The 23,081-nt window shown below is 67.9% G+C and carries 20 protein-coding genes and 1 tRNA gene; 12 read left to right on the forward strand and 9 right to left on the reverse strand.

Annotated features, from left to right (window positions below):
- Positions 1-29: 29 nt before the first annotated feature.
- On the forward strand, positions 30-3,821 hold the full coding sequence (locus GBG68_RS01065) for a DUF6701 domain-containing protein (RefSeq protein ID WP_193222166.1): 3,792 nt from the start codon (positions 30-32) through the stop codon (positions 3,819-3,821).
- 235 nt (positions 3,822-4,056) lie between these two features.
- Here the strand turns inward: GBG68_RS01065 and GBG68_RS01070 are convergent, their stop codons facing one another.
- The 3 genes from GBG68_RS01070 to GBG68_RS01080 form a co-directional block, all read right to left on the reverse strand.
- On the reverse strand, positions 4,057-4,539 hold the full coding sequence (locus tag GBG68_RS01070) for an FKBP-type peptidyl-prolyl cis-trans isomerase (RefSeq protein ID WP_152144216.1): 483 nt from the start codon (positions 4,537-4,539) through the stop codon (positions 4,057-4,059).
- A gap of 171 nt (positions 4,540-4,710) precedes the next feature.
- On the reverse strand, positions 4,711-5,472 hold the full coding sequence (locus GBG68_RS01075) for an OmpA family protein (RefSeq protein ID WP_152144218.1): 762 nt from the start codon (positions 5,470-5,472) through the stop codon (positions 4,711-4,713).
- A 113-nt stretch (positions 5,473-5,585) separates the two neighbouring features.
- A complete protein-coding gene (locus tag GBG68_RS01080; RefSeq protein WP_152144220.1) occupies positions 5,586-6,437 on the reverse strand; it encodes a GGDEF domain-containing protein in 852 nt (283 codons plus the stop codon).
- Between the two features lie 194 nt (positions 6,438-6,631).
- Here GBG68_RS01080 and pdsR point away from each other — a divergent pair, with 194 nt between their 5' ends.
- From pdsR to GBG68_RS01095, 3 genes are all read left to right on the forward strand, one after another.
- Entirely contained in the window at positions 6,632-7,315 is a 684-nt protein-coding gene (gene pdsR / locus GBG68_RS01085; protein ID WP_152144222.1) for a proteobacterial dedicated sortase system response regulator, read from the forward strand.
- Positions 7,316-7,319: 4 nt separating this feature from the next.
- Positions 7,320-9,326, forward strand: coding sequence for an ATP-binding protein (locus GBG68_RS01090; protein WP_152144225.1), 2,007 nt, complete (start codon positions 7,320-7,322; stop codon positions 9,324-9,326).
- A 174-nt stretch (positions 9,327-9,500) separates the two neighbouring features.
- The gene (locus GBG68_RS01095; RefSeq protein WP_152144226.1) at positions 9,501-9,725 is read left to right on the forward strand and encodes a DUF2970 domain-containing protein; all 225 of its coding nucleotides are present in this window, start codon (positions 9,501-9,503) and stop codon (positions 9,723-9,725) included.
- 119 nt (positions 9,726-9,844) lie between these two features.
- On the opposite strand, the gene GBG68_RS01100 is transcribed toward GBG68_RS01095, so the two are convergent.
- The 4 genes from GBG68_RS01100 to GBG68_RS01115 all read right to left on the reverse strand — a co-directional run bounded on the left by GBG68_RS01100 (position 9,845) and on the right by GBG68_RS01115 (position 15,264).
- A complete protein-coding gene (locus GBG68_RS01100; protein WP_152144228.1) occupies positions 9,845-12,643 on the reverse strand; it encodes a valine--tRNA ligase in 2,799 nt (932 codons plus the stop codon).
- An 82-nt stretch (positions 12,644-12,725) separates the two neighbouring features.
- Positions 12,726-13,325 carry a hypothetical protein gene (locus GBG68_RS01105; protein WP_152144230.1) on the reverse strand — a complete coding sequence of 200 codons (600 nt, stop codon included), beginning with the start codon at positions 13,323-13,325 and terminating at the stop codon, positions 12,726-12,728.
- A 9-nt stretch (positions 13,326-13,334) separates the two neighbouring features.
- Positions 13,335-13,760 carry a DNA polymerase III subunit chi gene (locus GBG68_RS01110; RefSeq protein ID WP_152144232.1) on the reverse strand — a complete coding sequence of 142 codons (426 nt, stop codon included), beginning with the start codon at positions 13,758-13,760 and terminating at the stop codon, positions 13,335-13,337.
- A gap of 10 nt (positions 13,761-13,770) precedes the next feature.
- Positions 13,771-15,264, reverse strand: coding sequence for a leucyl aminopeptidase (locus tag GBG68_RS01115; RefSeq protein WP_152144235.1), 1,494 nt, complete (start codon positions 15,262-15,264; stop codon positions 13,771-13,773).
- A 227-nt stretch (positions 15,265-15,491) separates the two neighbouring features.
- Between GBG68_RS01115 and lptF the strand changes: the two genes are divergently transcribed.
- Both lptF and lptG read left to right on the forward strand, forming a co-directional pair.
- Positions 15,492-16,595, forward strand: a complete 1,104-nt coding sequence (gene lptF, locus GBG68_RS01120; protein WP_152144237.1) for an LPS export ABC transporter permease LptF — start codon at positions 15,492-15,494, stop codon at positions 16,593-16,595.
- Positions 16,592-17,650: an LPS export ABC transporter permease LptG gene (gene lptG / locus GBG68_RS01125; RefSeq protein ID WP_152144239.1), complete on the forward strand. Its 1,059-nt coding sequence runs from the start codon at positions 16,592-16,594 to the stop codon at positions 17,648-17,650. The genes lptF and lptG overlap by 4 nt, the downstream gene beginning before the upstream one ends.
- 85 nt (positions 17,651-17,735) lie before the next feature.
- Here lptG and GBG68_RS01130 read toward each other — a convergent pair whose 3' ends face one another.
- Together GBG68_RS01130 and GBG68_RS01135 are read right to left on the reverse strand one after the other, a co-directional pair.
- Positions 17,736-18,194: an RDD family protein gene (locus GBG68_RS01130; RefSeq protein ID WP_226801501.1), complete on the reverse strand. Its 459-nt coding sequence runs from the start codon at positions 18,192-18,194 to the stop codon at positions 17,736-17,738.
- A gap of 33 nt (positions 18,195-18,227) precedes the next feature.
- Positions 18,228-18,303: transfer RNA gene (locus GBG68_RS01135), tRNA-Glu, on the reverse strand.
- A gap of 77 nt (positions 18,304-18,380) precedes the next feature.
- Here GBG68_RS01135 and pcnB point away from each other — a divergent pair.
- From pcnB to panD, 6 genes are all read left to right on the forward strand, one after another.
- On the forward strand, positions 18,381-19,712 hold the full coding sequence (gene pcnB, locus GBG68_RS01140) for a polynucleotide adenylyltransferase PcnB (protein WP_152144241.1): 1,332 nt from the start codon (positions 18,381-18,383) through the stop codon (positions 19,710-19,712).
- Positions 19,713-19,714: 2 nt separating this feature from the next.
- Positions 19,715-20,215 (forward strand): 2-amino-4-hydroxy-6-hydroxymethyldihydropteridine diphosphokinase, encoded by a 501-nt coding sequence (folK, locus tag GBG68_RS01145; protein WP_193222167.1) that lies wholly within the window; start codon positions 19,715-19,717, stop codon positions 20,213-20,215.
- A 5-nt stretch (positions 20,216-20,220) separates the two neighbouring features.
- On the forward strand, positions 20,221-20,874 hold the full coding sequence (locus tag GBG68_RS01150; RefSeq protein ID WP_152144243.1) for a deoxynucleoside kinase: 654 nt from the start codon (positions 20,221-20,223) through the stop codon (positions 20,872-20,874).
- Positions 20,875-20,909: 35 nt separating this feature from the next.
- Complete coding sequence (gene panB, locus GBG68_RS01155; protein WP_152144245.1) at positions 20,910-21,734, forward strand: 3-methyl-2-oxobutanoate hydroxymethyltransferase; 825 nt, start codon at positions 20,910-20,912, stop codon at positions 21,732-21,734.
- Positions 21,734-22,576, forward strand: coding sequence for a pantoate--beta-alanine ligase (panC, locus tag GBG68_RS01160; protein ID WP_152144247.1), 843 nt, complete (start codon positions 21,734-21,736; stop codon positions 22,574-22,576). The genes panB and panC overlap by 1 nt, the downstream gene beginning before the upstream one ends.
- Positions 22,577-22,684: 108 nt before the next feature.
- Complete coding sequence (panD, locus tag GBG68_RS01165) at positions 22,685-23,065, forward strand: aspartate 1-decarboxylase (RefSeq protein ID WP_152144249.1); 381 nt, start codon at positions 22,685-22,687, stop codon at positions 23,063-23,065.
- Positions 23,066-23,081: the final 16 nt, after the last annotated feature.

Consider the following 23,081-nt stretch of genomic DNA (forward strand, 5'->3'; position numbering starts at 1 on the left):
GCGTCCGGGCGCAGCGGGCTGAGCGCAACATGCCGGTAGGACTTCCCAACCATCGACGCTGGTCGAATCTACTGCTGGGTTTGCTGCTATTGACGGCCGCCGGCAACGCCTGGGCGGCCTGCTCAGTCTATCACGGTTTCGCCACCATCAACGAGGTGCACCGCAGCGGGAACGCTACCCGTTTCATCGAGGTGAAACTGCTCGATGGCAGCATTCCGGCGGCGGAATACGAGCAGTGGACCGTGCGCGCTTGTGGGGAAGATGGCAGACCCTGCACCACCGACATCAGTCTCGCCCAAGCCACCTCCATCAGTTATCCCTGGCTGGTCATCGAGAAATCCTTGCTGCCGAATCGGCGGGTGGTGGACCTGTCTGATCCCATGTCCGTGATTCTGCGCGACGCCGATGGTGACACCATCGATTTCCTCAGCGTCGATGGCGAGAACACTAACCGGGATTACAGTTGTACGCCGGCCTACGACTGGCGAGCCGGCGACACCAACAGTCACACCCTGCGACGCACGCCCGATGGCACCGGCGACTGGGGCTCCGCCCCGGGCAATTCCTCCAACAACACGGAAGGCGATACCAACGACAATGAGGGTGGGGCTGACCTGCCGCTGCTGGCCCTGGACGATGTGATCGTGGCGGCGGGGGATGCCGCCTTGTTCACCGTGACGCTCGATCAGAGCGCGGCCAACGATGTCCGGGTGGGTTACCGCACGGTGGATGGTTCCGCGGTCGCCGGCACTGACTATACGGCGAGTAGCGGTACCTTGGTGATTCCGGCGGGCACCACATCGGCGACGGTCAGCGTGCCCACCGACGCGGCCTCCCAGGGCGGCGACTTCCACGTGGTGCTGGAACAGCCGGACAACGCCAGCATCGGTGACCACTTCGGCCGTGGGTCGATTCTTGCGCCGGTGATTTATTTGCCCATGGACGAGCCCGGCTGGGACGGCAGTGCCAACGAGGTGACGGACGAAAGCGGCAACGGCTACGACGGCACCGCCGGCGGTGACGCGACCACCTCCGACCTCGTACCGCGCGCCTTGGCGGGTAACCCGGGCACCTGTGGTTACGGCGTGCTGGACGGCAACGGCGACTATGTGCTCCTGGATGATGCCGGTGATGAGCTGGAGGACAGCTATACCTTCGCGAGCTGGGTGCGGCTGGATAGCGTGGCTGGCCAACAGACTGTATTCAGCGCGCCCCGTTCGGGTTTCTGGGGTATTGCCCAGGCAGGGCAGACCTTGAGTGTCGACAACGGTGATCTGCTGTATTTTCGCTATGGCGCGAACTTCGGCGGCGGTTCGGCGAGCTTCCGCGTGCCCGCGCCGCTCGTGCCGGGGCAGTGGCATCATCTTGCGGTGAGCCACGATGCGGCGGCCCGGCGCGTGCGCATGTTCGTGGACGGCGTAGAGCTCGGCACACGAAGCTATGGGCCGAGTGCGAGCCCTTCGGCGTTCGGGCCTTTGCTGTTGGCGACGGATATCGGTTGGAACTGGTGGCTCGGGTACGTTGCGCGCAACGAGATGGCGGGCGCCATGGATGAGGTACGCCTATACCGTGCCGCCTACGACGCCTCGGTGATCGACCACCTTCGGGATCTGCGTCATCCCTGTGGCGGGGTCGGTTTGGACCAGCTCCTCATCACCCACGACGCACGCGGTGTGCACTGCCTGAACGAACCGATCACCGTGCAGGCCCGCGCGGGCGGCGCGGCGTTCACCGGCTTTCAGGGCACGGTGCAGCTGAACACCGGTACCGGCGCTGGCGGCTGGCAGGTCGCCCCCGGATTCAACGCCGCAAACCTTGCCGACGCCGACCCCAATGATGGTCTGGCCAGCTACCAGTTCGATGGCAGTGAGCCTGACGCCACGGTAGAGCTACGCCTGGTCTATCGGGAAGGCGCCAATCCCGTGCAGATCCAGGCGAGCGCCGGAGGCATTGTCGGCACCGCGGCAGATTTGGTTTTCACCCCCTCGGGCTATGTTTTCACCGACGCGCCCGTGGGCAACCCGGCGGCGCTGGATCAAAGCCTCGCCGCCAATACCGCCGGGACTGGCCGCACCCTGCATATCACCGCTTACGGCCAGACGCCCACCGACCCGGTCTGCGGCATCATCGAGAGTTACGATGGCGCGAAAGCCCTGGATTTCTGGGCCGGGTACCAGCAACCGGCCCATGCCGGCGGGGCGCCACGGCGCGTGCTGGTGGATGGCCGGGGCATCGACCATTTCGAGGGCGAGGGGCAGGCCGGCGGCGCCTGGAGCGTGAGCTTCAGCCAGGGGCGCGCGCAGGTGCCCGTACGTTACAAGGACACCGGATCGGTGCGCCTCCATGCCCGCGATACGGGCACGCCGGTGGACACGGACGATGTGCTCAGCGGTGACATACGCGGTGGCAGCCAGACCTGGGTGTCGCGGCCGGCCGAACTGTTGGTGAACGCTATCCGTCGTGCCGTTGACGGTGTGGCGAACCCCGCCGCCGCCGACGCCGACGGCCCCGCCTTCATTGCCGCCGGCGAGGATTTCCTGTTGCGGGTAGAAGCCCGGGATGCCGATGGCGATCTCACCCCCAGCTTCGGCCAGGAGGGCGAGGCTGTCGATCTTGAGCACAGCCTGCTGGCCCCCGCGGGTGGCCAGAACCCGGCCCTGCAGGATGGCGGCAGTGGTCCCCTGCAGGCCTTCAGCGGCGGCCAGGCCGACAGCCACTCGCTCAGCTGGGGCGAGGTGGGGATATTACAGATGCGGGCGCTGATCGCCGATGGCGATTATCTGGGCTCCGGCTCCCTGCAAGGCGCCTGGAGCGAGCCGGTAGGGCGCTTTCATCCGGCGAGCTTTCAGGTGCAGATCGAACCGGAGAGTGGCAGCCGGGTGGATTTTGCCGCCCCGGCCGGCAGTTTCGGCTATCTGGGGCAGGGCTTCGTCTTTGACACGCCGCCCCGGGTGACACTGCGGGCCTTGAACGCGGACGGCGCGCGGACTCGCAACTACGAAGCGGCTTTCTGGAAGCTGGGCGACGAACTGGCGCTGGGCGGCCCGGCCCGCTACAGCTACGCCGATAATGCGGTACTGACGAACCCCTCGGTCCCCGGCCTGGATTCGCCGGGTGCTGCCGTCGCCTTCCCCGATACCAGCGCCGTGGCGGGCGAGCTGGTGTTGAGCGGGGTGCATGCCGGTGCCGCCTTCGCCTACCAGCGGGGCAATATGCCGCTGGCGCCCTTCGACCCGGACGTCAGTCTCACTGTGGCATTGGACGATGGTGACGCCCAGGGGCAGGCCACGCTGACGCCCATCGGTTTCAGTATCGATGCGCTGGGCGCGGGCGAGACGGGCTACAACGATCAAGTCGATGAGCTGCTGCGCTGGGGGCGGCTGCGGGTCGCCAACAGTTACGGGCCGGAGACCCGACCTCAGCCGGTACCGCTCATTGCCGAGTACTGGTCCAGCCAGGGCGTCTTCGTGCCCAACACCCTGGATTCCAGCACACCCTACGACGGCGGGCAGCCCGGTATGCTCGCGGGCGCCACGTACCTGGGGGGTCTGAGCGCGGCGCAGCTGGGCAGCAGTGGCAGTGGCGTGCTGAGCAGCGGTGCGGCACAGTTCAGCTTGCATGACGATACCGACAGCAGCGCCGGCCCCGGCGTGCCGGGTACCGTGGTTTATCGCCTGCCGGTGCCCGATTATCTGCGCTACGACTGGGATGACGTGGACGGTGCCGGCGACGGTCCCCAAGATGACGACCCACCCGCCCGGGCCACCTTTGGGGTCTACGGCGGGCAGGAGGATCTGCTGTACTTGCGTGAAATCTACTGAGCCGCAACCGCCCGCGTAGACACAGGCTTGCATCTCAAGCAGCGGACGGCATCGAGAGTCCCCCAAAGGCGGTGTTGCCCCGGAGGCTTCTGGTGCGAGGCGGCATGCATGCCCGGGTTCCCAGCTTCGGCTACACCCGGGCTACCGGGTATGGCACAGCCCGGCAATATCCCCGGCATCATAAAAAACCCGGCCACTGGGCCGGGTTCTTGCTGCGGGGCGCGGTGAGCGCTCCTTAGTGCTGGTGGCCTTCCGGGCCGTGGGGATGGCCGTGCTCCAGTTCCTCGGAGCTGGCGTCTCGCACGTCGCGCACATCCACCTTGAAGTTCAGGGTCACGCCGGCCAGCGGATGGTTGGCGTCCACGGTCACGGTCTGCTCCTGCACGTCCTTCACGGTCACCACCTGGGCGCCGGCCGGGGTCTGGGCCTGGAACTGCATGCCCGGCTGGACCTGGTCCACGCCCTCGAACATTTCCTTGGGCACTTCCTGCTGCAGGTTGTCGTCGCGCTCGCCGTAACCTTCGGCCGGCTCGATCGTCACCTCGACGGAATCACCCGCCTGCTTGCCTTCCAGCGCCTTCTCCAGGCCGGGGATGATGTTCCGCGCGCCGTGCAGGTAGGCCAGCGGCTCGCGACCTTCGGAGCTGTCCAGCAAGGTGCCCTGCGGGTCGGTGAGGGTGTAGTCGATCGAGACGACGGTGTCCTTTGCAATCTGCATGCGCAACCTTTGCTTGGTTGTGAGTGAGCGGTGCAGTTTACGCGTCTGTGCCGGTCGTTCCAAATTGCGAAGCACTCACCCATTGACGGGCGGGAAAGAAAGCGGCCCGCGGTAGGCGGGCCGAAGCGGGGAGAGAGCGGGCACGGCCGTGGCAGCCCCCGGGTTCGGGTATCAGTGGGCATCCGCCGTGGTGGCGTAGTGGGCCTCGGCGGGGCTCAGGGTCACATCCACCCGACGATCCAGCGCCAGGCCGTCCAGGTCGCCGGTTTCGGCCTTGGCTCGGCTGGCGCCGTGGGCCCGGGTGTGAATGCGTGCCGCGGCTATGCCCGCGCCGACCAGTGCCTGCTTGACGGCCTCGGCCCGGTCACGGGAGAGCTGCAGATTGCGCGCCTCGCTGCCTCGGCGATCGGCATGGCCGGCCAGGGTAATGTCCAGCTGCGGGAAGCCCTGCAGCAGCGCTGCGAGCTCGCCGACACGCTCTCGGGCGCGGGGCTCCAATTCACCGGAACCGGTACGGAACAGCACATCCAGGCTCAGCTCAGCGGCCACGCGCTGCTTGTCCTGCTTGCGGCTGGCGAGTCGCTCTCGGCGCTGCAACTGCTCCGCGCGGGTTTGCGCGGCCAGCAGGTCCTGCTCCAGCCGCTCGCGCTCTTCCGCGATTTGCGCCAGTTCCGCCTGATGCGCTTCCTCCTGCAGCCGGGCTTCGGCCAGGCGGTCACCGACGAAGGCACCCGCGATCACACCGGCCACGACGCCGAAGGGGCCGCCGGCGAGCCCGCCGATGAGCGCGCCGCTGCCCGCGCCGGTGGCGGTCTCCAGCTGCAGCTCTTCGGTGTTCTCGGGCTGGAACTCCGGCGGTACATAGGCCTGGGCGCTGCTGGCCAGGGCGACGGCCAGGGTAAGGGCGGCGATGGGGGTTTTAGCGTGTTTCATGGTCTGATCCTCGCAATCAGGTTTACCGTTGGGGCGACGGTGACCATTACAGGCGAGGAGGATGGAAGGAGCGGGGCCGAATCGGGGCGATCCGGTGATCGATTATGGCGAAATCAGGGCAGGGATCGTTCACGGCCGGTCGGCGTGTGATCGACCTCCGGCTGCGGGGGGGGCGGATTCCGCCGGGGGCGGCAACGCCGGCGCAGGCTGCGCTTGATCCGATACATGTCCAGATCCGCCAGGCTCATCAGGGCTTCCAGATCGCTGTCATGATCCGGGTACACGCTCAGCCCCACGCTGACCTTCAGGGGCAGTTCCCGGCCCTCGAAGCGAAAGGGCTGCTCCACCGCGCTCACCAGCTTGCCGGCGGCCGCCCGGGCGGCGCTTTGGTTCTCCACATCGTTGATGATCACCATGAACTCGTCGCCGCCAATGCGGGCGACGGTGTCCGAATCGCGCAGGCTGGCCGTCAGCCGCCGGGCGACTTCGCGCAGCACGGCGTCACCCACCCGATGACCATGGCAGTCGTTGATGGGTTTGAAATCGTTGAGATCCAGGAACAGAACGCCGAGCCGAGTCTGATGCCGTTCCGCCAGGGTCAGGGCCTGCTCCAGGCGTTGGCGCAGTAGGGTGCGATTGGCCAGCCCGGTCAGCGGGTCGTGATGAGCGAGGTGCTGGAGTTCGGCCTGGCGGGCGCGCAGTTCCGTCACAGTGCGGTACAGTTGGTGGCTATGGCGGCGCAGCCGCAGCTCCGCCCGGCTTAGATGGACCAGCGGGGCGAGCAGGCCCAGGCCGATGAGCAATTGCACCAGCCCCAGCCGGGGCTGGCCCTCGCCGGCCATATACAGGGCCAGCACCAGCAGGGCGAAGAGGGCGACGCCGGCGAGCAGGCGCGCCAGCAGACCTTCCCGGTCGCCGACGGTCGAGGGCGGTGGAGCTGATTTCAAGTCGGGCGTGTAGACCATGATCGTCCTTGTCCCTGGGGTCGCCGCGAGCGGGCGACTGGTCTTCTTGTTGCTGCTTGCAAGGATGCAGGCGCGGGTGGAGTGCTCCGCACGTCCATTGTGCGGTGCAACAATAGCGCATGACCACGTTGTGATCAATATGGTAACGCCCCTGTGCCCTCTCAAGGGCCGTCGGGCCAGGAGAACCAGCTGACATGTCCAGAGTGGTGGCTATCGTCGAGGACGAACCGGCGATCCGGCAGAATTACTGTGAAGCCTTGGGGCGTTATGGCTATCAGCTCCGGGGTTACGCCTCGCGTGCCGAGGCGTTGGCCGCCTTCGAGCACGGCTTGCCGGATCTGGTGATCATCGACGTGGGCCTGGGCGAGGAGGTGGATGGCGGTTTCGAGCTTTGCCGTGAGCTGCGGGCCCGCAGCGCCGGCCTGCCCATCATCTTCCTCACGGCCCGGGACAGTGATCTGGACGCGGTCTCGGGCCTGCGCCTGGGCGCCGATGATTATCTCACCAAGGACATCAGCCTGGCGCATTTGCAGGCCCGCATCGCCACCCTGTTCCGCCGCCTGGATGCGCTCAGCGCCCCCGCCGAATCACGCTTGCAGCGCGGCGAGCTGACCCTGGAACCCGAGCGCATGCACGTGGCTTGGCGGGAGCGGCCGGTGCCGCTGACGGTGACCGAGTTCTGGCTGGTGCACGCACTGGTGCGCCACCCGGGCCATGTAAAAAGTCGCGACCAACTGATGGACGCGGCCCAGTTGGTGGTGGATGGTCCGACGATCAATTCCCACATCAAGCGCGTGCGGCGCAAGTTCCAGGCGCTGGATTCGGCGTTCGACCGGATCGAGACGGTGTACGGCATGGGCTACCGCTGGCGGAGTTGAACCCATGCGCCTGCGCCGCCAGCTCATACTCGTTGCCACGGTCACCCTGGCGCTGCCCTGGGCGGCCTGGCAGTACCTCACCGAACTGGAGGCCTTCCTGCGCCAGGGGGAAGAGCGAGCGCTGTTGGCCGGCGCCGGCGCCATGGCCGGGGCCCTGGCCGCCGGGCCGCTGCTGGCCTTGCCCGCGGCCGCCCAGCGGCGGTTGTACGTGCGCCCCGGCGCCCGCCCGGTGGTGGACGGTTACGCGGACGAGTGGCAGCCCTGGCTGGACTGGACGCAGCCGCTGGACCCATCGGCCCCCGAGCGCGCGCGCCTTGCGCTGGCGGAGGACGAGCAGGCGCTGTATCTGTTGCTGCAGGTGCGCGACCCACGGGTGGTCTATGAAGACCCGGGGCTGAACGCTCCCAAGCGCAGCGATCATCTGATCATCGAGCTTGAGGATGCCGATGGGGCGCCGCGTCGCTACCTTCTGAGCAACTCGGCGCCGGGCTGGGTGGTGGCGCGCCCCATGGGCGGGGCGGCGGCGGAGCCCTTGCGGGGCGAATGGCAGGATGTGGCCGGCGGCTACAGTCTGGAGCTGCGCATACCCCACGGCCAGGCGGGAGACCGGCTTGGCCTGACCCTGGTGAATGTGGACGACCCCGAGAGTCGCGAGGAAGTGGATCGGCTGCGCCTACCGCCGACACCGTTGCTGCGACCAAGTCCGGTGCTGGCCGAGCGGCTGGCGGAGCTTGCCCTGGCCGGGCGGCGGGTGTGGTTGCTGGATGCCCAGGGTTGGGTACTGGCCCGGGCCGGGGAGCTGAGCGTCCCGGCCGCTTCGGCGCAAGGCTGGCCCTGGTGGCGGCATTTTGTCTATCGCTACCTGATACGCCCGCCGCTCAACCCGCCGCGTAACCGGCAGGAGCACGCCCTGCGCCTGGAGGGCGAGGAGCTGCAGGCCGCGGCCGCCGGAACGGCACTGGCGGTATGGCGTCCGGCGGAGGGGCGGCGGGCGGTGACCGGTTCCGCGGCCAGCCCGGTGCGCCAGGCGGGGGAGGCGCGTTTGATCGTGCTGCTGGAGCAAGGCTCGGAAGACCTGCTGCTGTTCACCAACCAGGCGCTCGGGCGGCTGCTGGCGCTCACCGGGCTGGTGCTGCTGCTGGTGGTGGGTGCCCTGCTCGGCTATGCCAGCCTGCTCTCCGCCCGCATTCGGCGTCTGCGCAATGCCGCGGAAGCGGCCCTGGGGCAGGATGGCCGGGTACGCCCCTTCAAGCCCTCGCGCCAGCGCGACGAGCTGGGCGATCTGTCCCGTGCCGTCGCCCGCAGCCTGGAGCGGCTGCGGGAGCACACCGATTATCTGCAAACCCTGGCCTCCAAGCTCTCCCATGAGCTACGCACGCCCCTGGCGGTGGTAGGTTCCTCGCTGGACAACCTGCAGGCCCAGGCGCTGCCCGCGGCGGCCCAACCCTACGTCCTCCGGGCCCGGGAGGGCACCGAGCGGCTCTCCGGCATCCTGCGCGCCATGAGCGAGGCCCAGCGCATCGAGGAGAGCCTGCGCGCCGAGTCCCCGGAGACCTTCCCGCTGGATGAGCTGCTGGCCAATTGCCTGGAAGCCTATCGGGCGGTCTCGCCGGAGCATCGGCTGCGCCTGGACATGCCCGCGGGGGATTACCGGCTGCGCGGCATGCCGGAGCTGCTGGTGCAGATGCTCGACAAGCTCATGGACAACGCCTTCAGTTTCGCGCCGAAGGGGGCGGAGATTCGCCTGGGGCTGCGGCGGATCAAGCAGGGCCTGGAGCTGCGGGTGGCCAATGCGGGCCCACCCCTGCCACGGGACATGCAGGCGCGCCTGTTCGACTCCATGGTCTCGCTGCGCGAGGGGCGCGGGGATGGGCCCCATCTGGGCTTGGGCTTGTATATCGTGCGGCTGGTGGCACAGCTGCACGGTGGCGGGGTGCAGGCCCGCGACCTGCCCGGCGCGCGGGGGGTGGAATTCGTGGTGCTGCTGCGCGATGTGCCCCTGGCCCCGTAAGGCGGACCAAGACACCGGGGCGGCGCCTGCCGATCCACTCGGGGGCTTCTCGACGGCTTCGGGCAGGGCCGCCGGTGCGGCGGCGCATGATGCGCCTCTTGGCCCCGGCCGAGGTTTTTTTCCGGCCTGGCGGCTTACAATGGCCTTTTGCGTATTGCCCAGAGGTACCCATCGATGAGTGAGCAAGACGACAAGCCCCAGCGGGCGCCGAGTTTCTGGCAGGTGGTGTGGAGCGTGCTGGCGGCGGGTTTTGGCGTGCAGTCGCAGCGGGCACGGGAGCGGGATTTCAGCCATGGCAAGCCGGCGGTGTTCATCGTCGCCGGGCTGATCTTCACCATCGCCTTCGTGGTGATTCTGGTGGTGATCGTGAACCTGGTGGTGCGTTCGGCGGGGGGCTGATCCGCACTATCTGGTGCGGCGGCCCCAGCCTGTAGGAGCGGCTCATGGGCGGGGATGGCCTCGGGCCGGGATGGCGGCATTCGCGGCCATGGGCCGCTCCTACAGGGGGCGTTAGCGGTTCAAAGCGCCTCGATGCGGGCGTACTGTTCGTCGAGCTTGGCCAGGGCCGATTCCTGCTCGGCGAGCTTTTTCCGCTCCTTGTCCACCACTGCGGTGGGCGCCTTGTCCACGAAGCTCGGGTTGGCGAGCTTTTTCCCGATCCGCTCGATGTCCTGGCGCAGCTTGCCCCGTTCCTTGTCGAGCCGGCCCAGTTCCGCGTCCTTGTCGATCAGCCCGGCCATGGGCAGGAGCAGCTTCATCTCGCCCACCAGGGCGATGGCCGATTCCGGCGCGCCCTCGCCCGGCTCCAGCCAGGTGATGGACTCCAGGCGGGCCAGGCGCTTCAGATAGCCGCGGTTGGCCTCCAGCAGGGCACGATCACGCTCGCCGCCGTTCTGCAGCAGCACGGCAAGCGGCTTGCCCGGGGCGATGTTCATCTCGCCGCGAATGCGCCGCAGGCCCAGGATGAAGGCCTGGATCCAGGCCACTTCCTGCTCGGCGTCCTCGTCGAGCTTGTTGTGCTCGGGGGCCGGATAGGGCTGCAGCATCAGGGTCTCGCCCTGGGCGCCGGCCAGCGGCCCCACCCGCTGCCAGATCTCTTCGGTGATGAAGGGCATGAAGGGGTGGGTGAGCCGCAGGATCGCCTCCAGCACACGCACCAGGGTGCGTCGGGTGCCACGCAGCAGCGCCGGGTTGTCGGATTCGGTGAGCACCGGCTTGGCCAGCTCCAGATACCAGTCGCAGTACTCGTCCCAGGTGAAGCGGTGGATGGCCTGGGCGGCCAGATCCAGGCGATAGCCGTCGATGGCCTCGCGCACCTCGGCCTCCACCCGCTGCAGACGGGAGACGATCCAGCGATCCGCCACGGAGAGTTCCACCGGCGCCTCGTTCAGGCCGCAGTCCTCGCCTTCCACATTCATCAAGACATAACGCGCGGCGTTCCATAGCTTGTTGCAGAAGTTGCGGAAGCCCTCGGCGCGGCCCATGTCCCAGATCACGTCCCGCCCGGTGGTGGCGAGGCTCGCGAAGGTGAAGCGCAGCGCATCGGTGCCTATGCTGCTGATGCCCTCGGGGAATTCCTTGCGGGTGCGGCGGCGGATCTTCTCGGCCATCTTCGGCTGCATCAGCCCCTGGATGCGCTTTTCCTCCAGCGCCTCCAGGGTAATGCCGTCGATCAGATCCAGCGGGTCCAGCACATTGCCCTTGGACTTGGACATCTTCTGGCCGTCGTGATCGCGCACCAGACCGTGCACGTAGACCTCGCGGAAGGGCACGTCGTCCATGAAATACAGGCCCATCATCACCATCCGGGCGACCCAGAAGAAGATGATGTCGAAGCCGGTGACCAGCACGCTGGTGGGGTAGAAGGTACGCAGAGTCTCGGCATCCTCCGGCCAGCCCAGGGTGGAGAAGGGCCAGAGCGCCGAGGAGAACCAGGTGTCCAGCACGTCCTCGTCCTGGGTGAGCGGCGCATCGCCCAGTTGGTGTTTGCGGCGCACCTCTTCTTCGGTGCGCCCCACGTAGACCCGGCCCTGCTCGTCGTACCAGGCGGGGATGCGGTGCCCCCACCAGATCTGGCGGCTGATGCACCAGTCCTGAATGTTTTCCAGCCAGTTGTAGTAGGTGCGGTCCCAGTTGCCGGGAATGAACTTGATCCGTCCGCTGCGCACCGCCTCGATGGAGGGCTCGGTGATCGCCTTGAGCCCGCCTGGGCGGCCGTCTTCCTGGCGCTCGCGGGTCAGATCCACGAACCACTGGTCGGTCAGGTACGGCTCGATGACGGCGCCGCTGCGATCGCCGCGCGGGACCATGAGCTTGTGGGGCTGGATGGATTCCAGCAGCCCCTGGGCCTCCAGGTCGGCGACGATGCGCTGGCGTGCTTCATAACGGTCCAGGCCGCGGTAAGCTTCCGGCGCGGCCTCGTTGATCTTGGCATCGATGGTGAAGATGTTGATCTGCGGCAGCGCGTGACGCTGGCCCACCTGGTAGTCGTTGAAGTCGTGGGCGGGGGTGATCTTCACGCAGCCGCTGCCGAACGCCGGGTCCACGTAATCATCGGCGATGATGGGGATTTCCCGATCCACCAGCGGCAGGCGGACGTGCTGGCCGATCAGTGCCGCATAGCGCTCGTCTTCCGGGTGTACGGCCACCGCGGAGTCGCCCAGCATGGTCTCGGGGCGGGTGGTGGCCACCACCAGGTGCCCCTCGCCGGAGGCGAGCGGGTAGCGCATGTGCCACATATGGCCCTGCTCTTCCTCGGAGACCACTTCCAGATCGGACACGGCGGTGTGCAGCACCGGGTCCCAGTTCACCAGGCGTTTGCCCCGATAGATCAGGCCGTCCTCGTACAGGCGCACGAAGACCTCGCGCACCGCTTCGGACAGGCCCTCGTCCATGGTGAATCGCTCCCGGGACCAGTCCACGCTGGCGCCCATGCGCCGCAGCTGCCGGGTGATGGTGCCGCCGGATTCGTCCTTCCACTCCCAAACCCGCTCCAGGAAGGCTTCCCGCCCCAGATCGTGACGGCTCTGGCCGGCTGCGGCGAGCTGACGCTCGACGACCATCTGGGTGGCGATGCCGGCGTGGTCGGTGCCCGGCTGCCACAGGGTGCGGTCACCGCGCATGCGGTGATAGCGGCTGAGCACGTCCATGATCGTGTCCTGGAAGGCATGACCCATGTGCAGCGTGCCGGTGACATTGGGGGGTGGGATGACAATGCTGTAGGGCTGGCCCTCGCCGCTGGGGGCGAAGAAATCGCGGTCTTCCCAGTGCTGGTACCAGCGCTGTTCGATCTGATGCGGGTCGTAGGTTTTTTCCATGATTGGGCTTGGGCGTGCTCGGTTTATCGTGTCGGGAAAGCCGCGCCATTATAGCGATGGCGCGCGGTCGCCCCAACGGGGCTCAGTCTTCGCGTGAACGGGGCGGGTGCAGGGCCTGGTGAAGATGCTGATCCAGGGACTCGCGCAGCAGGTGCAGGGTGCGCCGGGTGAGCTCCGGCAGGGCTTCGTCCAGCGCCTGGCGAACCCGGGCCTCGATGGCCTCCGGCGAGGGGCCGGTGTCGGCGGATGAGTCCGGCCGTGGCGAGGCCTCGCGGCGGGGCAGGTACAAGGCCTCCTTGCGACAGCGATCGCCGGGGATGGCCACATCGAACAGGGTGGGCAGGCCCTGGGCGTCCAGATAAAGCGCTTCTGGGGCCTGCGGTCCGGCTGCTGCTGTCGGGGGAGTGGGCGCGGGCGGCGCGGCGTTGGGGGCGGGAGGCGCGTCCTTGTCCGGCACGGTGGCGGCAAGCCCGGCAGCGCCCGAGCCCGAGCCAGTGGCCGGGTCTGGGGCTGTGGCCGCGGTGGTGGGCGAGTCGGCCTCTTCGGCGGCGGCGTCCGCGCCGAGCGTGGGCGCCTCGGCCGCTGCAGCAGGCGGGGGGTCCGCACGCGGCGGCTCCGGGCGAGGGTGCTCCCGTTCCGTGGCCGGCGCGAAGGGGTTGTCGCTTTCCCAGTCGGTGCTCATGGGGCGATCTTACAGCTTATGGGAGACGGGTTCCCGCCCCCCGTCGCGGTAGCGGCGAAAACGCTCGCGCCCGGCCGCCCGCACGGCCGGGTCCGTGTCGATGATTTCCGCCAGCCGGGTGTAGTCGGCCCAGTTTTCGGGCATCGTCGGCGAGAGGTTGATCAGCAGCAGATCCGTGTCGGCGGGGGGCTGCAGGCCAAGGCGGATGGGCTCGTCGCTGTCGGCGCCGCCGTGGGGCAGGAAACTGCCCGGGCGAAAGCTCCACAGCAACTGGTCCAGCTCCTCCTGCCGAGCGTGATCGCCCAGCAGCAGAAACACCCGCACGCCGCTGCGCCAGGCCTTCTCGGTGAGCCTGCAGGCGAACAGCGCCCGCGCCCGGGGGGTGTCCTCGGAGAGGATGTAGAAATCCACCCGCCGGGCGGTCTCGGTGCTCATGCCGACGCCCTCAGCGCTCGGCGCGCTGGATCAGGAATTGGCTGAGCAGGGGGACCGGGCGGCCGGTGGCGCCCTTGTTCGCGCCGCTGAGCCAGGCGGTACCGGCGATATCCAGATGTGCCCAATGGAACTTGCCGGCGAAGCGGGAGAGGAAGCAGGCGGCGGTGATGGTGCCCGCCTCTCGACCGCCGATATTGGCGAGGTCGGCGAAGTTGCTCTTCAGCTGATCCTGGTATTCATCCCACAAGGGCAGCTCCCAGGCCCGGTCGCCGCTGGCCTTGCCCGCTCCCAGCAGTTCGTTGATCAACGGGCTGTGATTGCCGAGCAGGCCGTGGGCATGGTTGCCCAGGGCGATGACGCAGGCGCCGGTGAGGGTGGCGATGTCCACCACCGCCTCCGGCTCGAAGCGTTCCACGTAGGTGAGCGCATCGCACAGCACCAGCCGCCCCTCGGCGTCGGTGTTGAGGATCTCCACCGTCTTGCCGGCCATGGTGGTGACGATGTCTCCGGGGCGGGTGGCGCGGCCGTCGGGCATGTTCTCGGCGGCGGCCACCACGGCCACCACGTTCAGCGGCAGCTCCAGCTCCGCGCAGGTCTTGAGGGTGCCGAACACGCTGGCCGAGCCGCACATGTCGAATTTCATCTCATCCATGCCGGCGCCGGGCTTGAGCGAGATGCCGCCACTGTCGAAGGTGATGCCCTTGCCCACCAGGGCGATGGGTTTTTCGTTCGGCTTCCCGCCCCGGTACTGCATGACGATCAGGCGCGGTTCCCGCTCGCTGCCCCGGCCCACGGCGAGCAGGGAATGCATGCCGAGCTCGGTCATCTGCGCCACGTCCAGCACCTCGGTCTCGATAACCGGGTATTGCTCGGCGAGCAGGCGGCCCTGCTCGGCCAGGTACTCGGGGTAGCAGACATTGGGTGGGGTGTTGCCCAGGGTGCGCGCCAGGTTCATGCCTTCGGCCACGGCCTGGCCGGTGCGCGCGGCCTGTTCGCCGCTCGCCAGATCCCGGCGGCTGGGCACGGCGAAGGTCAGCCGCTTGACCGGGCGGCGCGGCGCCTCGGCCTTGCTCTTGTAATCGTCGAAGCGGTAGAGCCGATGCGTGATCTGGCGGGCGGCGTCCTGCACGCACCAGTGCAGATCCCGGCCCTTGACCGGCAGTTCGGTGAGATAGCAGACGGCCTCGGTGGCGCCGCTGTCGTTGAGCTGGTCGGTCATCAGGTCGATACTGCGGCGGTAGGCGCGCTCGTCGAACTCGCGCTCCTTGCCGCAGCCGATCAGCAGCACCCGGTCCGCCAGCAGCTGTGGCACCCCGTGCAGCATCAGCGCCTGGCCGGCGCGGCCCTCCATGTCGCCCCGGCGCAGCAGCGCCGACAGGTGCCCGCCACTGGCCTCGTCCAGGGCCTTGGCCGCCGCCGACAGGCGACGGGACTCGAACACGCCGGCCACCACGCAGGCGCTGCGTTGTTTTTCCGGGCTACCGCTCTTGACCGCGAACTGCATGCGAGACTCCTCGATAGCTGTTGGGACAGGCTTTATGGCCGAGCCTGTTTAGGGCACTATCGGCTCCGGTTCCTGTCCATTTCGGGTATGTGTCTTCCAGCCGGTTCCGCCGTCTTTTCCATGGGTGCGCCGCCATTGGCGCGCAAGGTCGGACAGGGCCGTTGCGGGAACAGTTTAATGGGTAAATCGCCCTTTTTGCAGGGGAATGACCAGAAAGTGGGTCTTTCGTGAGACTTTCCATCGTCGCGCGGTATCTGATCCGGGAGGTTGTCCAAGCCTGGCTGGCGGTAACGCTGGTGCTGGTGGCGGTGCTGCTCACCAATCGGCTGGTGCGATTCCTGGCCGAGGCCGCCAGCGGCGAGATACCGGGCGACGTGGTGCTGGCGCTGCTGGGCTACAAGGCGCTGAGCCATCTGGGACTGGTGTTGCCGGCGAGCTTCTTTCTTGGCGTGGTGCTGGCCTTCGGTCGCCTGTATCGCGATACCGAAATGGCGGCGCTGGGGGCCTGCGGCATAGGTCCGCGGCGGCTGTACCAGGCGCTTTTGCTGCTGGCCGTGCCCCTGGCGGGGGTGGTGGGTCTGATGGCCCTGCAGCTCGGCCCCTGGGCGGACCGGGCCGGCGAGCAGCTGCAGCTGGAGGCCCAGCAGCGGGTGGATGTGGCCGGGCTGCGCGCCGGGCGCTTTCTGCAAATACAGGACTTGAGCGGAACCTTTTATCTGGAGCGATTCAGCGCCGATGGCAGCCGCATGGAGGACGTGTTCGTCCAGACCCGTGGCGAGGGTGGCGAGCTGGTGCTGATCGCGGCGGCCCGCGGGCGCCAGGAGATCCACCCCGAGACCCGCGACCGCCACCTGGTGCTGGAAGACGGCTACCGTTATCAAGGCGTGCCGGGCAGTCCCCAGTGGCGGGTGGTGCGCTTCGAGCGCCATGGAGTGCTGATTCGCGAGGCCGAGGTGGGGGAGGCCAGGCTGCGCCACGGCGGTATGCCCACCGAGGTCTTGCTGGCCTCCGATGCCCCGCGGCTGCGCGCGGAGCTGCAGCGGCGCCTGTCCGCACCCTTGATGGTGTTCGTGCTCGCGTTGCTGGCCGTGCCCCTCTCCCGCAGCAGCCCCCGGGACGGTCGCTACGGCAGGCTGTTGGCGGCGGTGCTGGTGTACGCGATCTATTCCAACCTGCTCACCGTGGCCCAGGGCTGGATGGAGGACGGTGATCTGCCGGTGGCCTTGGGGCTTTGGTGGGTGCATGGGCTGCTGGCGGCGTTGGGGCTGATCCTGCTCTGGCGCGAGTACGGGCTGCGGCGGCGGCCGAGGGCGGTGGAGGCCGGCGCATGAGCATCTTCGCTCGCTATCTGATCCGCACGGTCATCGCGGGCAGCCTGATCGCCCTGCTGGTGATCATCTCGCTGGAGCTGGTGTTCGCCTTCGTGGATCAGAGTCAGGACGTGGGCGAGCAGGATTACACCGCGCTCACCGCGCTGCTCTATGTGTTGCTCACCGCCCCGTACCGCGCCTACGAGGCCTTCCCCATGGCCACGCTCATCGGCAGTCTGGTGGGCCTGGGAGGGCTGGCGGCGCGTTCCGAACTGGTGGTGATGCGCGCCGCCGGGGTGTCGGTGCTGGGTGTGGCCCGTGCGGTGATGGCCGCCGGCCTGCTGCTGGCGCTGCTGGCCATGGCGCTGGGGGAATGGGTGGCGCCGGTTTCCGAGCGCTGGGCTCAGGAATTGCGGGCCCGGGCCATGGCCGAGAAAATCAGTGCCCGGGCCAGCGGCTTCTGGGCGCGGGACGGGCGCTTTTATGTGGAAGTGGAGCGGGCCGACAGCGCGCGCTTGCTGCGCGGCGTACGGCTTTACCAGTTCGACGGGGCGGATCTGCAGCGGGTGATCACCGCGGACACGGCTACCCACACCGGGCGTGGCTGGCAGTTGGACCAGGCCCGCCAGACGGTGTTCGGGCCGCAGGGCGTGGCAGTGGGGCCGGTGAAGGCGTTGAGCTGGGATTCGCAGCTCGAACCCGAGGTGCTGGACGTGGTGGTGGTGGAGCCGGAGGCCCTGCCGCTGCGCCAACTCCATACCTATATCGGCTATCTGCGGGACAACGGCCTGGAGTCCGAGCGTTACCAGCTCGCCTTCTGGATCAAGCTGGCTACCCCCTTGGCCACCATCACCATGCTATTGCTTACGGTGCCGCTGGTGTTCGGCTCGCTGCGCACCGTGGGAGCGGGTCAGCGGATCTTCATCGGCGTGCTGATCGGCATCGGCTTCTTTCTGGCCAACCGACTGCTCAACCACGCCGGGCTGGTCTATGGGCTGCCGCCGGTGCTGAGCGCGCTGCTGCCCACGGGGCTTTTCCTGCTGGCGGGGGTTTGGGCCACGGCGCGGGTGCGCTAGGAAGGTATCCGATCGCTCCCCCGGGCTCGCGAAGCTGGCCGTCCGCGAGCTTGCCTTGAGCTCCCCTTGCCACCGGGGCCCTGTCCTAGACCGGCGAGCGCTCCGCCGGTTTCGGCTCCAGAACCAGCTCGGTGCCGGCCGCCAGGTCATGCCAGGTGCGCCCGCGGGGGTCGATGATCGAATGCAGGAAGCCCAGCCCGAACACCGCCCAGGAGAGCGGGGCCACCAGGAAGCGGATCAGGGCCTGGCGCAGGCTCACCGGCCCGCCGTCCAGGCTCCGCAGGCGCAGCCGCCAGGCGCGCAAGCCCAGGGTCTGGCCGCCTCGCAGCCAGAAGCCACCGAAGAAGCCGAAGCTCACCAGCAGCAGATAGCCGCGGTAGAGCCAGTCATACCCCTGGATGGCCTCGCCGTCGGTGAAGGGCAGCCACAGGGCGGTGGCCAGCATCAGCAGGGCAAGCAGCAGCAGGCTGTCGTAGAAGATGGCCGTCAGCCGGCGCAGCAGGCCGCCGTGCTGGGCGCGCTTGGAAGGAGTAGTGCCGGTCACGCTGGGTATCCGTTGTTCGGCCGAACCGGGGGTTGGCGCTCCCACGGGGAATTGAACCCCGGTTTCCGCCTTGAGAGGGCGGCGTCCTGAACCGCTAGACGATGGGAGCGTGTCCGTATCGATCTCGGGCCTGCAAGCCCGTCGAGGCGGTGCTATTATACGCGCACTTTGAGCCCGCTCAAGCGCATGCTGCTCGTGAACGAACAGGACAACAAGCTGACACCGACTATCATATCCCGCGCCGATCACAGTATTTCGCGCGCCAATATCAGCGAGAACGCCCTCAAGGTGCTGTACCGGCTGAAGAACGCCGGCTACCAGGCGCATCTGGTGGGCGGCGGTGTGCGTGATCTCTCCCTGGGCCGCGAGCCCAAGGACTTCGATGTCGCCACCGACGCCACCCCCGAGGACGTCAAGGCGCTGTTCCGCAACTGCCGCCTGATCGGCCGGCGCTTTCGCCTCGCCCACGTGCACTTCGGCCGCGAGATCATCGAGGTGGCCACCTTTCGCGCCCTGCACGACGGCAACGGCGAAGAGACAGAGGGTGGCGAGGTGGCCTTCCAGGATGGGCGCATCGTGCGCGACAACGCCTACGGCACCCTGGAAGAGGACGCGCTGCGCCGCGACTTCACGGTCAACGGGCTGTACTACAACATTGCCGATTACTCGGTGGTGGATTATGTGGGCGGCATGGCCGATCTGCAGGCCGGACTGATCCGTCTGATCGGCGATCCGGAGGTTCGCTACCGGGAAGACCCGGTGCGCATGTTGCGCGCCGTACGCTTCGCCGCGAAGCTGGGCTTTCTGATCGAGCAGAACAGCGCCGAGCCCATCGGCGAGATGGCCGCCACCCTGGAGCAGATCCCGCCGGCGCGGCTGTTCGAGGAGGTGCTCAAGCTGCTGATGGGCGGCATGGGTGTGCAGACCTTCGAGGCGCTGCGTCATTACGGCCTGTTCAATCAGCTCTTTCCCGGCACCGACCAGGCCCTGGACAGCGATCCCCACGGCCAGGCCATGGGGTTTGTCTCCCGGGCGCTGGCCAATACCGATGCGCGCATCGCCGAGGACAAGCCGGTGACCCCGGCTTTCCTGTTCGCCGCGCTGCTCTGGCCGCAGCTGCGCCATCGCGCCGAGGCGCGGGTGGCCAGTGGCGACAACCTGGCGCTCGCCTTGCAAGAGGCGGGCAGCGAAGTGTTGGCCGAGCAGATGCAGCGGGTGGCTATCCCCAAGCGTTTCAGCCTGCCCATGCGCGAGATCTGGCTGCTGCAGCCGCGCTTCGAACGCACGCACGGCAAGCGCGCCCAGCGCCTGCTGAGTCATCCGCGCTTTCGCGCCGCCTACGATTTCCTGCTGCTCCGCGCCGCCGTCGGCGAAGTGCCGGAGGAGCTGGCCCAGTGGTGGACCGAGGTGCAGGACTCGCCCGAGGCCGCGCAGGCCGCCCAGGAGCGCTCCGAAGCGGGTGCCCGGCGCCGGCCTCGTCGACGCCGCGGCGGGCGGCGCTGCACCCCCTCCGAGTAGCCGTGGCGGAACGGGTTTTCATCGGGCTCGGCAGCAATCTCGCCGAGCCGGCGCGTCAGGTCCGTGACGCGCTGCGCGACCTGGGCGCGCTGCCCGATACCCGGCTGGTCCGTCAATCCTCCCTGTATGCCAGTCCGCCCATGGGGCCGCCCGATCAACCCGATTACATCAACGCCGTGGCCGAGCTGCGCACCGAGCTCGCCCCCCTGGCGCTGCTGGCGCAGTTGCAGGGGCTGGAGCGGCGGTCCGGGCGAGAGCGGGTTGTGCGCTGGGGGCCGCGCACGCTGGATCTGGATATCCTGCTCTGGGGCGAGCGGAAACTGGCTCTGGAGGGGCTGACCGTGCCCCACCCGGGCGTGCACGAGCGCGCCTTTGTCCTGTATCCTCTGGCCGAGATCGCGCCGGGGCTCAGCGTGCCCGGGCGCGGCGAATTGGGGGCGCTGCTGGCGCAGTGTGAACGAGGCGGTCTGCGGCGACTGGAGCCCGGCCATCCGGCGGTCTGAGCGGCATGAACACGACAAAACCTCGCTACATCGTGGTCGAAGGCCCCATCGGGGTGGGCAAGACCAGTCTGGCCCGGCGCCTGGCCGAGAGTTTCGGCAGCGAACTGCTGCTGGAGCGTGCCGAGGACAACCCCTTCCTGGAGCGCTTCTATCAGCAGCCCCGGGACGCGGCCTTCCCCACCCAGCTGTTCTTCCTCATGCAGCGCGCCGAGCAACAGCGCGCCCTGCGCCAGGGGGACATGTTCCGCCCGGCGCTGGTGTCGGATTACCTGTTCGACAAGGATCGCCTGTTCGCCCGGCTCAACCTGCGCGAGGCGGAGTTCAACCTGTACGACAAGGTATACCGGGAGCTCGCCCTGGACGCGCCGGCGCCGGATCTGGTGATCTACCTGCAGGCGCCGGTGGAAGTGCTGGTGGAGCGCATACAGCGCCGCGGCATCGCCTACGAGCAGCAGATGGCCCAGCCCTACCTGCAGGGCCTGAGCGAATCCTATGTGCAGTTTTTCTACCACTACGAGCAGGCCCCGCTCTTGATCGTCAACACCCGGGACATCAATCCGGTGGATAACGATCGGGAATACGCCCTGCTGCTGGAGCAGATCCGCAGCGTGCGCAGTGGTCGTCATTACTTCAATCCGGCGCCCATGGCGCTGGCCTGAGTCCTTCCCTCTCTCAACAGCCACAGGTTCTATTCATGTACGCAGGTGAACGCGAAGTCCGTCCGCAGTCGCCGGTGACTGTCTCCCGCTTGCAGCGCATGAAGCGCGACGGCGAGAAAATCGCCGCACTCACGGCCTACGATTACAGCTTCGCCTCAGTGCTGGAATCGGCGGGCATGGACGTGATCCTGGTGGGGGATTCCCTGGGCATGGTCATGCAGGGGCGCGAGACTACCCTGCCCGTGACCGTGGACGAGATCATCTACCATAGTCGCTGTGTGGCCGCCGGCCGCCAGCGCGCCCTGCTGATGGTGGACATGCCCTTCATGAGCTACGCCACCCTCGACCAGGCGCTGGCCAACGCCGCGCGGCTGATGAAAGAGGGCGGTGCCCATATGGTCAAGCTGGAAGGGGCCGGGGAGCAGGCGGAGCTGGTGTCGCGCCTGACGCTGGCCGGCATTCCTGTATGCGCGCACCTGGGCCTGCAGCCCCAGCTGGTGCACAAGATCGGCGGCTACAAGGTGCAGGGGCGCGAGGACGCCGCCGCTCAGGTCATGTTCGACGACGCCCGGCTGCTGCAGGATGCCGGCGCCGACGCCTTGCTGCTGGAGTGCGTGCCGGCGGCACTCGCCGAGCGCATCAGTCGTGCCCTGCGGATCCCGGTAATCGGCATAGGCGCCGGCCCCGGCTGCGATGGGCAGATCCTGGTGCTCCAGGACATGATCGGCATCACCCCCGGGCGTACGCCGAAATTCTCCCGCGACTTCATGCAAGGCCAGGGCTCCGTGCAAGACGCGGTGGCGGCCTACGTGCAGGCGGTGAAAGCGGTGAGCTTCCCCGCCGAGGAGCATTGTTTCTGATGCGCATCGAACATGGCATCGCCGGTCTGCGCGAGCAGTTGGCCGCCTGGCGCGCGGCCGGCGAGCGCATCGCCCTGGTGCCCACCATGGGCAATCTGCACGAAGGCCATTTGGCGCTGGTGGACGAGGCCCGCCGCCAGGCGGGTCGCGTGGTGGTCAGCATCTTCGTCAACCCGCTGCAGTTCGGCGAGGGCGAGGATTTCGACGGCTATCCGCGCACCCTGGAGACGGACTGCCGCCAGCTTGAGGCGCGGGGCGCGGACCTGGTGTTCGCGCCCTCGGTGGCCGAGATGTACCCCGATGGCGCCCGCCCCCTGACCCGCGTGACCGTGGCGGGCATTTCCGAAGGGCTGTGCGGGGGCTCCCGGCTGGGGCACTTCGATGGGGTCGCCACGGTGGTGAGCAAGCTGTTCAACATCGTCCAGCCGGACCTGGCCGTGTTCGGGAAGAAGGATTACCAGCAGCTGCAGGTCATCCGCCGCATGGTCCGCGATCTGAACATGCCCCTGTGCATCATTGGCCTGGATACGGTGCGCGAGCCCGACGGGTTGGCAATGAGTTCCCGTAACGGGTATCTTTCCCCGGCCGAGCGTGACCGGGCCTCCGCCCTGAACCGCATCCTGGCCGAGGCCGTGGCGCGGATCCGGGCTGGCGAACGGGACTGGATGGCCCTGGAAAGCTGGGGGCGGCAGGCCCTGAACGAGGCGGGCTTCGAAACCGATTATTTCGAAGTGCGCCGACGCGAGGACCTGGCGCGAGCGCAGGAGGACGATCGGGAATTGATCGTCCTGGCCGCCGCCTGGCTGGGCCGGGCACGGCTTATCGACAATCTGGAAGTCTGAATTGAAGAGCACACGGTGGCGGCGATAACATGCTGCCTTGCAATAGGGCGGATCACGGGCCAAGGCGTCCGGTCCGCCCCGTCAGACGACGACAGATGGTGAAACGCTATGCTTCTCAATATGCTCAAGTGCAAGCTGCATCAGGCACGCGTGACCCAGACCGAACTGGATTACGAAGGCTCCTGCGCCATTGATGCCGAACTGCTGGACGCGGCGGGCATTCATGAATACGAGCAGATTCAGATCTACAACATCGCCAACGGCGAGCGCTTCACCACCTACGCCATTCGTGGCGAGGCCGGCAGCGGCATGATCTCCATGAACGGCGCCGCGGCCCACAAGGCCAACGAGGGCGATCGAGTGATCATCTGCGCCTATGCCCAGGTGGATCAGGAAGAGCTGGCCAGCTACCAGCCCACCCTGGTCTACTGCGACGAGCACAATCGCATCACCCACCGGCGCAGCGCGATTCCCCTGCAGGTCGCCTGAGCGGTTTGCCGGGCCG

This window comes from Alkalilimnicola sp. S0819, assembly GCF_009295635.1.
Lineage (GTDB): Bacteria > Pseudomonadota > Gammaproteobacteria > Nitrococcales > WHIW01 > S0819.

Bases quoted from the DNA above. Each gene is read 5' to 3' on its own strand.
- panC (WP_152144247.1), top strand. From the start codon at position 21,734: ATGCGCATCGAACATGGCATCGCCGGTCTGCGCGAGCAGTTGGCCGCC.
- pcnB (WP_152144241.1), top strand. From the start codon at position 18,381: ATGCTGCTCGTGAACGAACAGGACAACAAGCTGACACCGACTATCATA.
- GBG68_RS01105 (WP_152144230.1), bottom strand. From the start codon at position 13,325: ATGAGCACCGACTGGGAAAGCGACAACCCCTTCGCGCCGGCCACGGAA.
- lptG (WP_152144239.1), top strand. From the start codon at position 16,592: ATGAGCATCTTCGCTCGCTATCTGATCCGCACGGTCATCGCGGGCAGC.
- pdsR (WP_152144222.1), top strand. From the start codon at position 6,632: ATGTCCAGAGTGGTGGCTATCGTCGAGGACGAACCGGCGATCCGGCAG.
- GBG68_RS01115 (WP_152144235.1), bottom strand. From the start codon at position 15,264: ATGCAGTTCGCGGTCAAGAGCGGTAGCCCGGAAAAACAACGCAGCGCC.
- GBG68_RS01095 (WP_152144226.1), top strand. From the start codon at position 9,501: ATGAGTGAGCAAGACGACAAGCCCCAGCGGGCGCCGAGTTTCTGGCAG.
- GBG68_RS01100 (WP_152144228.1), bottom strand. From the start codon at position 12,643: ATGGAAAAAACCTACGACCCGCATCAGATCGAACAGCGCTGGTACCAG.
- panB (WP_152144245.1), top strand. From the start codon at position 20,910: ATGTACGCAGGTGAACGCGAAGTCCGTCCGCAGTCGCCGGTGACTGTC.
- GBG68_RS01110 (WP_152144232.1), bottom strand. From the start codon at position 13,760: ATGAGCACCGAGACCGCCCGGCGGGTGGATTTCTACATCCTCTCCGAG.
- GBG68_RS01065 (WP_193222166.1), top strand. From the start codon at position 30: ATGCCGGTAGGACTTCCCAACCATCGACGCTGGTCGAATCTACTGCTG.
- GBG68_RS01080 (WP_152144220.1), bottom strand. From the start codon at position 6,437: ATGGTCTACACGCCCGACTTGAAATCAGCTCCACCGCCCTCGACCGTC.
- GBG68_RS01075 (WP_152144218.1), bottom strand. From the start codon at position 5,472: ATGAAACACGCTAAAACCCCCATCGCCGCCCTTACCCTGGCCGTCGCC.
- GBG68_RS01090 (WP_152144225.1), top strand. From the start codon at position 7,320: ATGCGCCTGCGCCGCCAGCTCATACTCGTTGCCACGGTCACCCTGGCG.
- panD (WP_152144249.1), top strand. From the start codon at position 22,685: ATGCTTCTCAATATGCTCAAGTGCAAGCTGCATCAGGCACGCGTGACC.
- GBG68_RS01070 (WP_152144216.1), bottom strand. From the start codon at position 4,539: ATGCAGATTGCAAAGGACACCGTCGTCTCGATCGACTACACCCTCACC.
- GBG68_RS01150 (WP_152144243.1), top strand. From the start codon at position 20,221: ATGAACACGACAAAACCTCGCTACATCGTGGTCGAAGGCCCCATCGGG.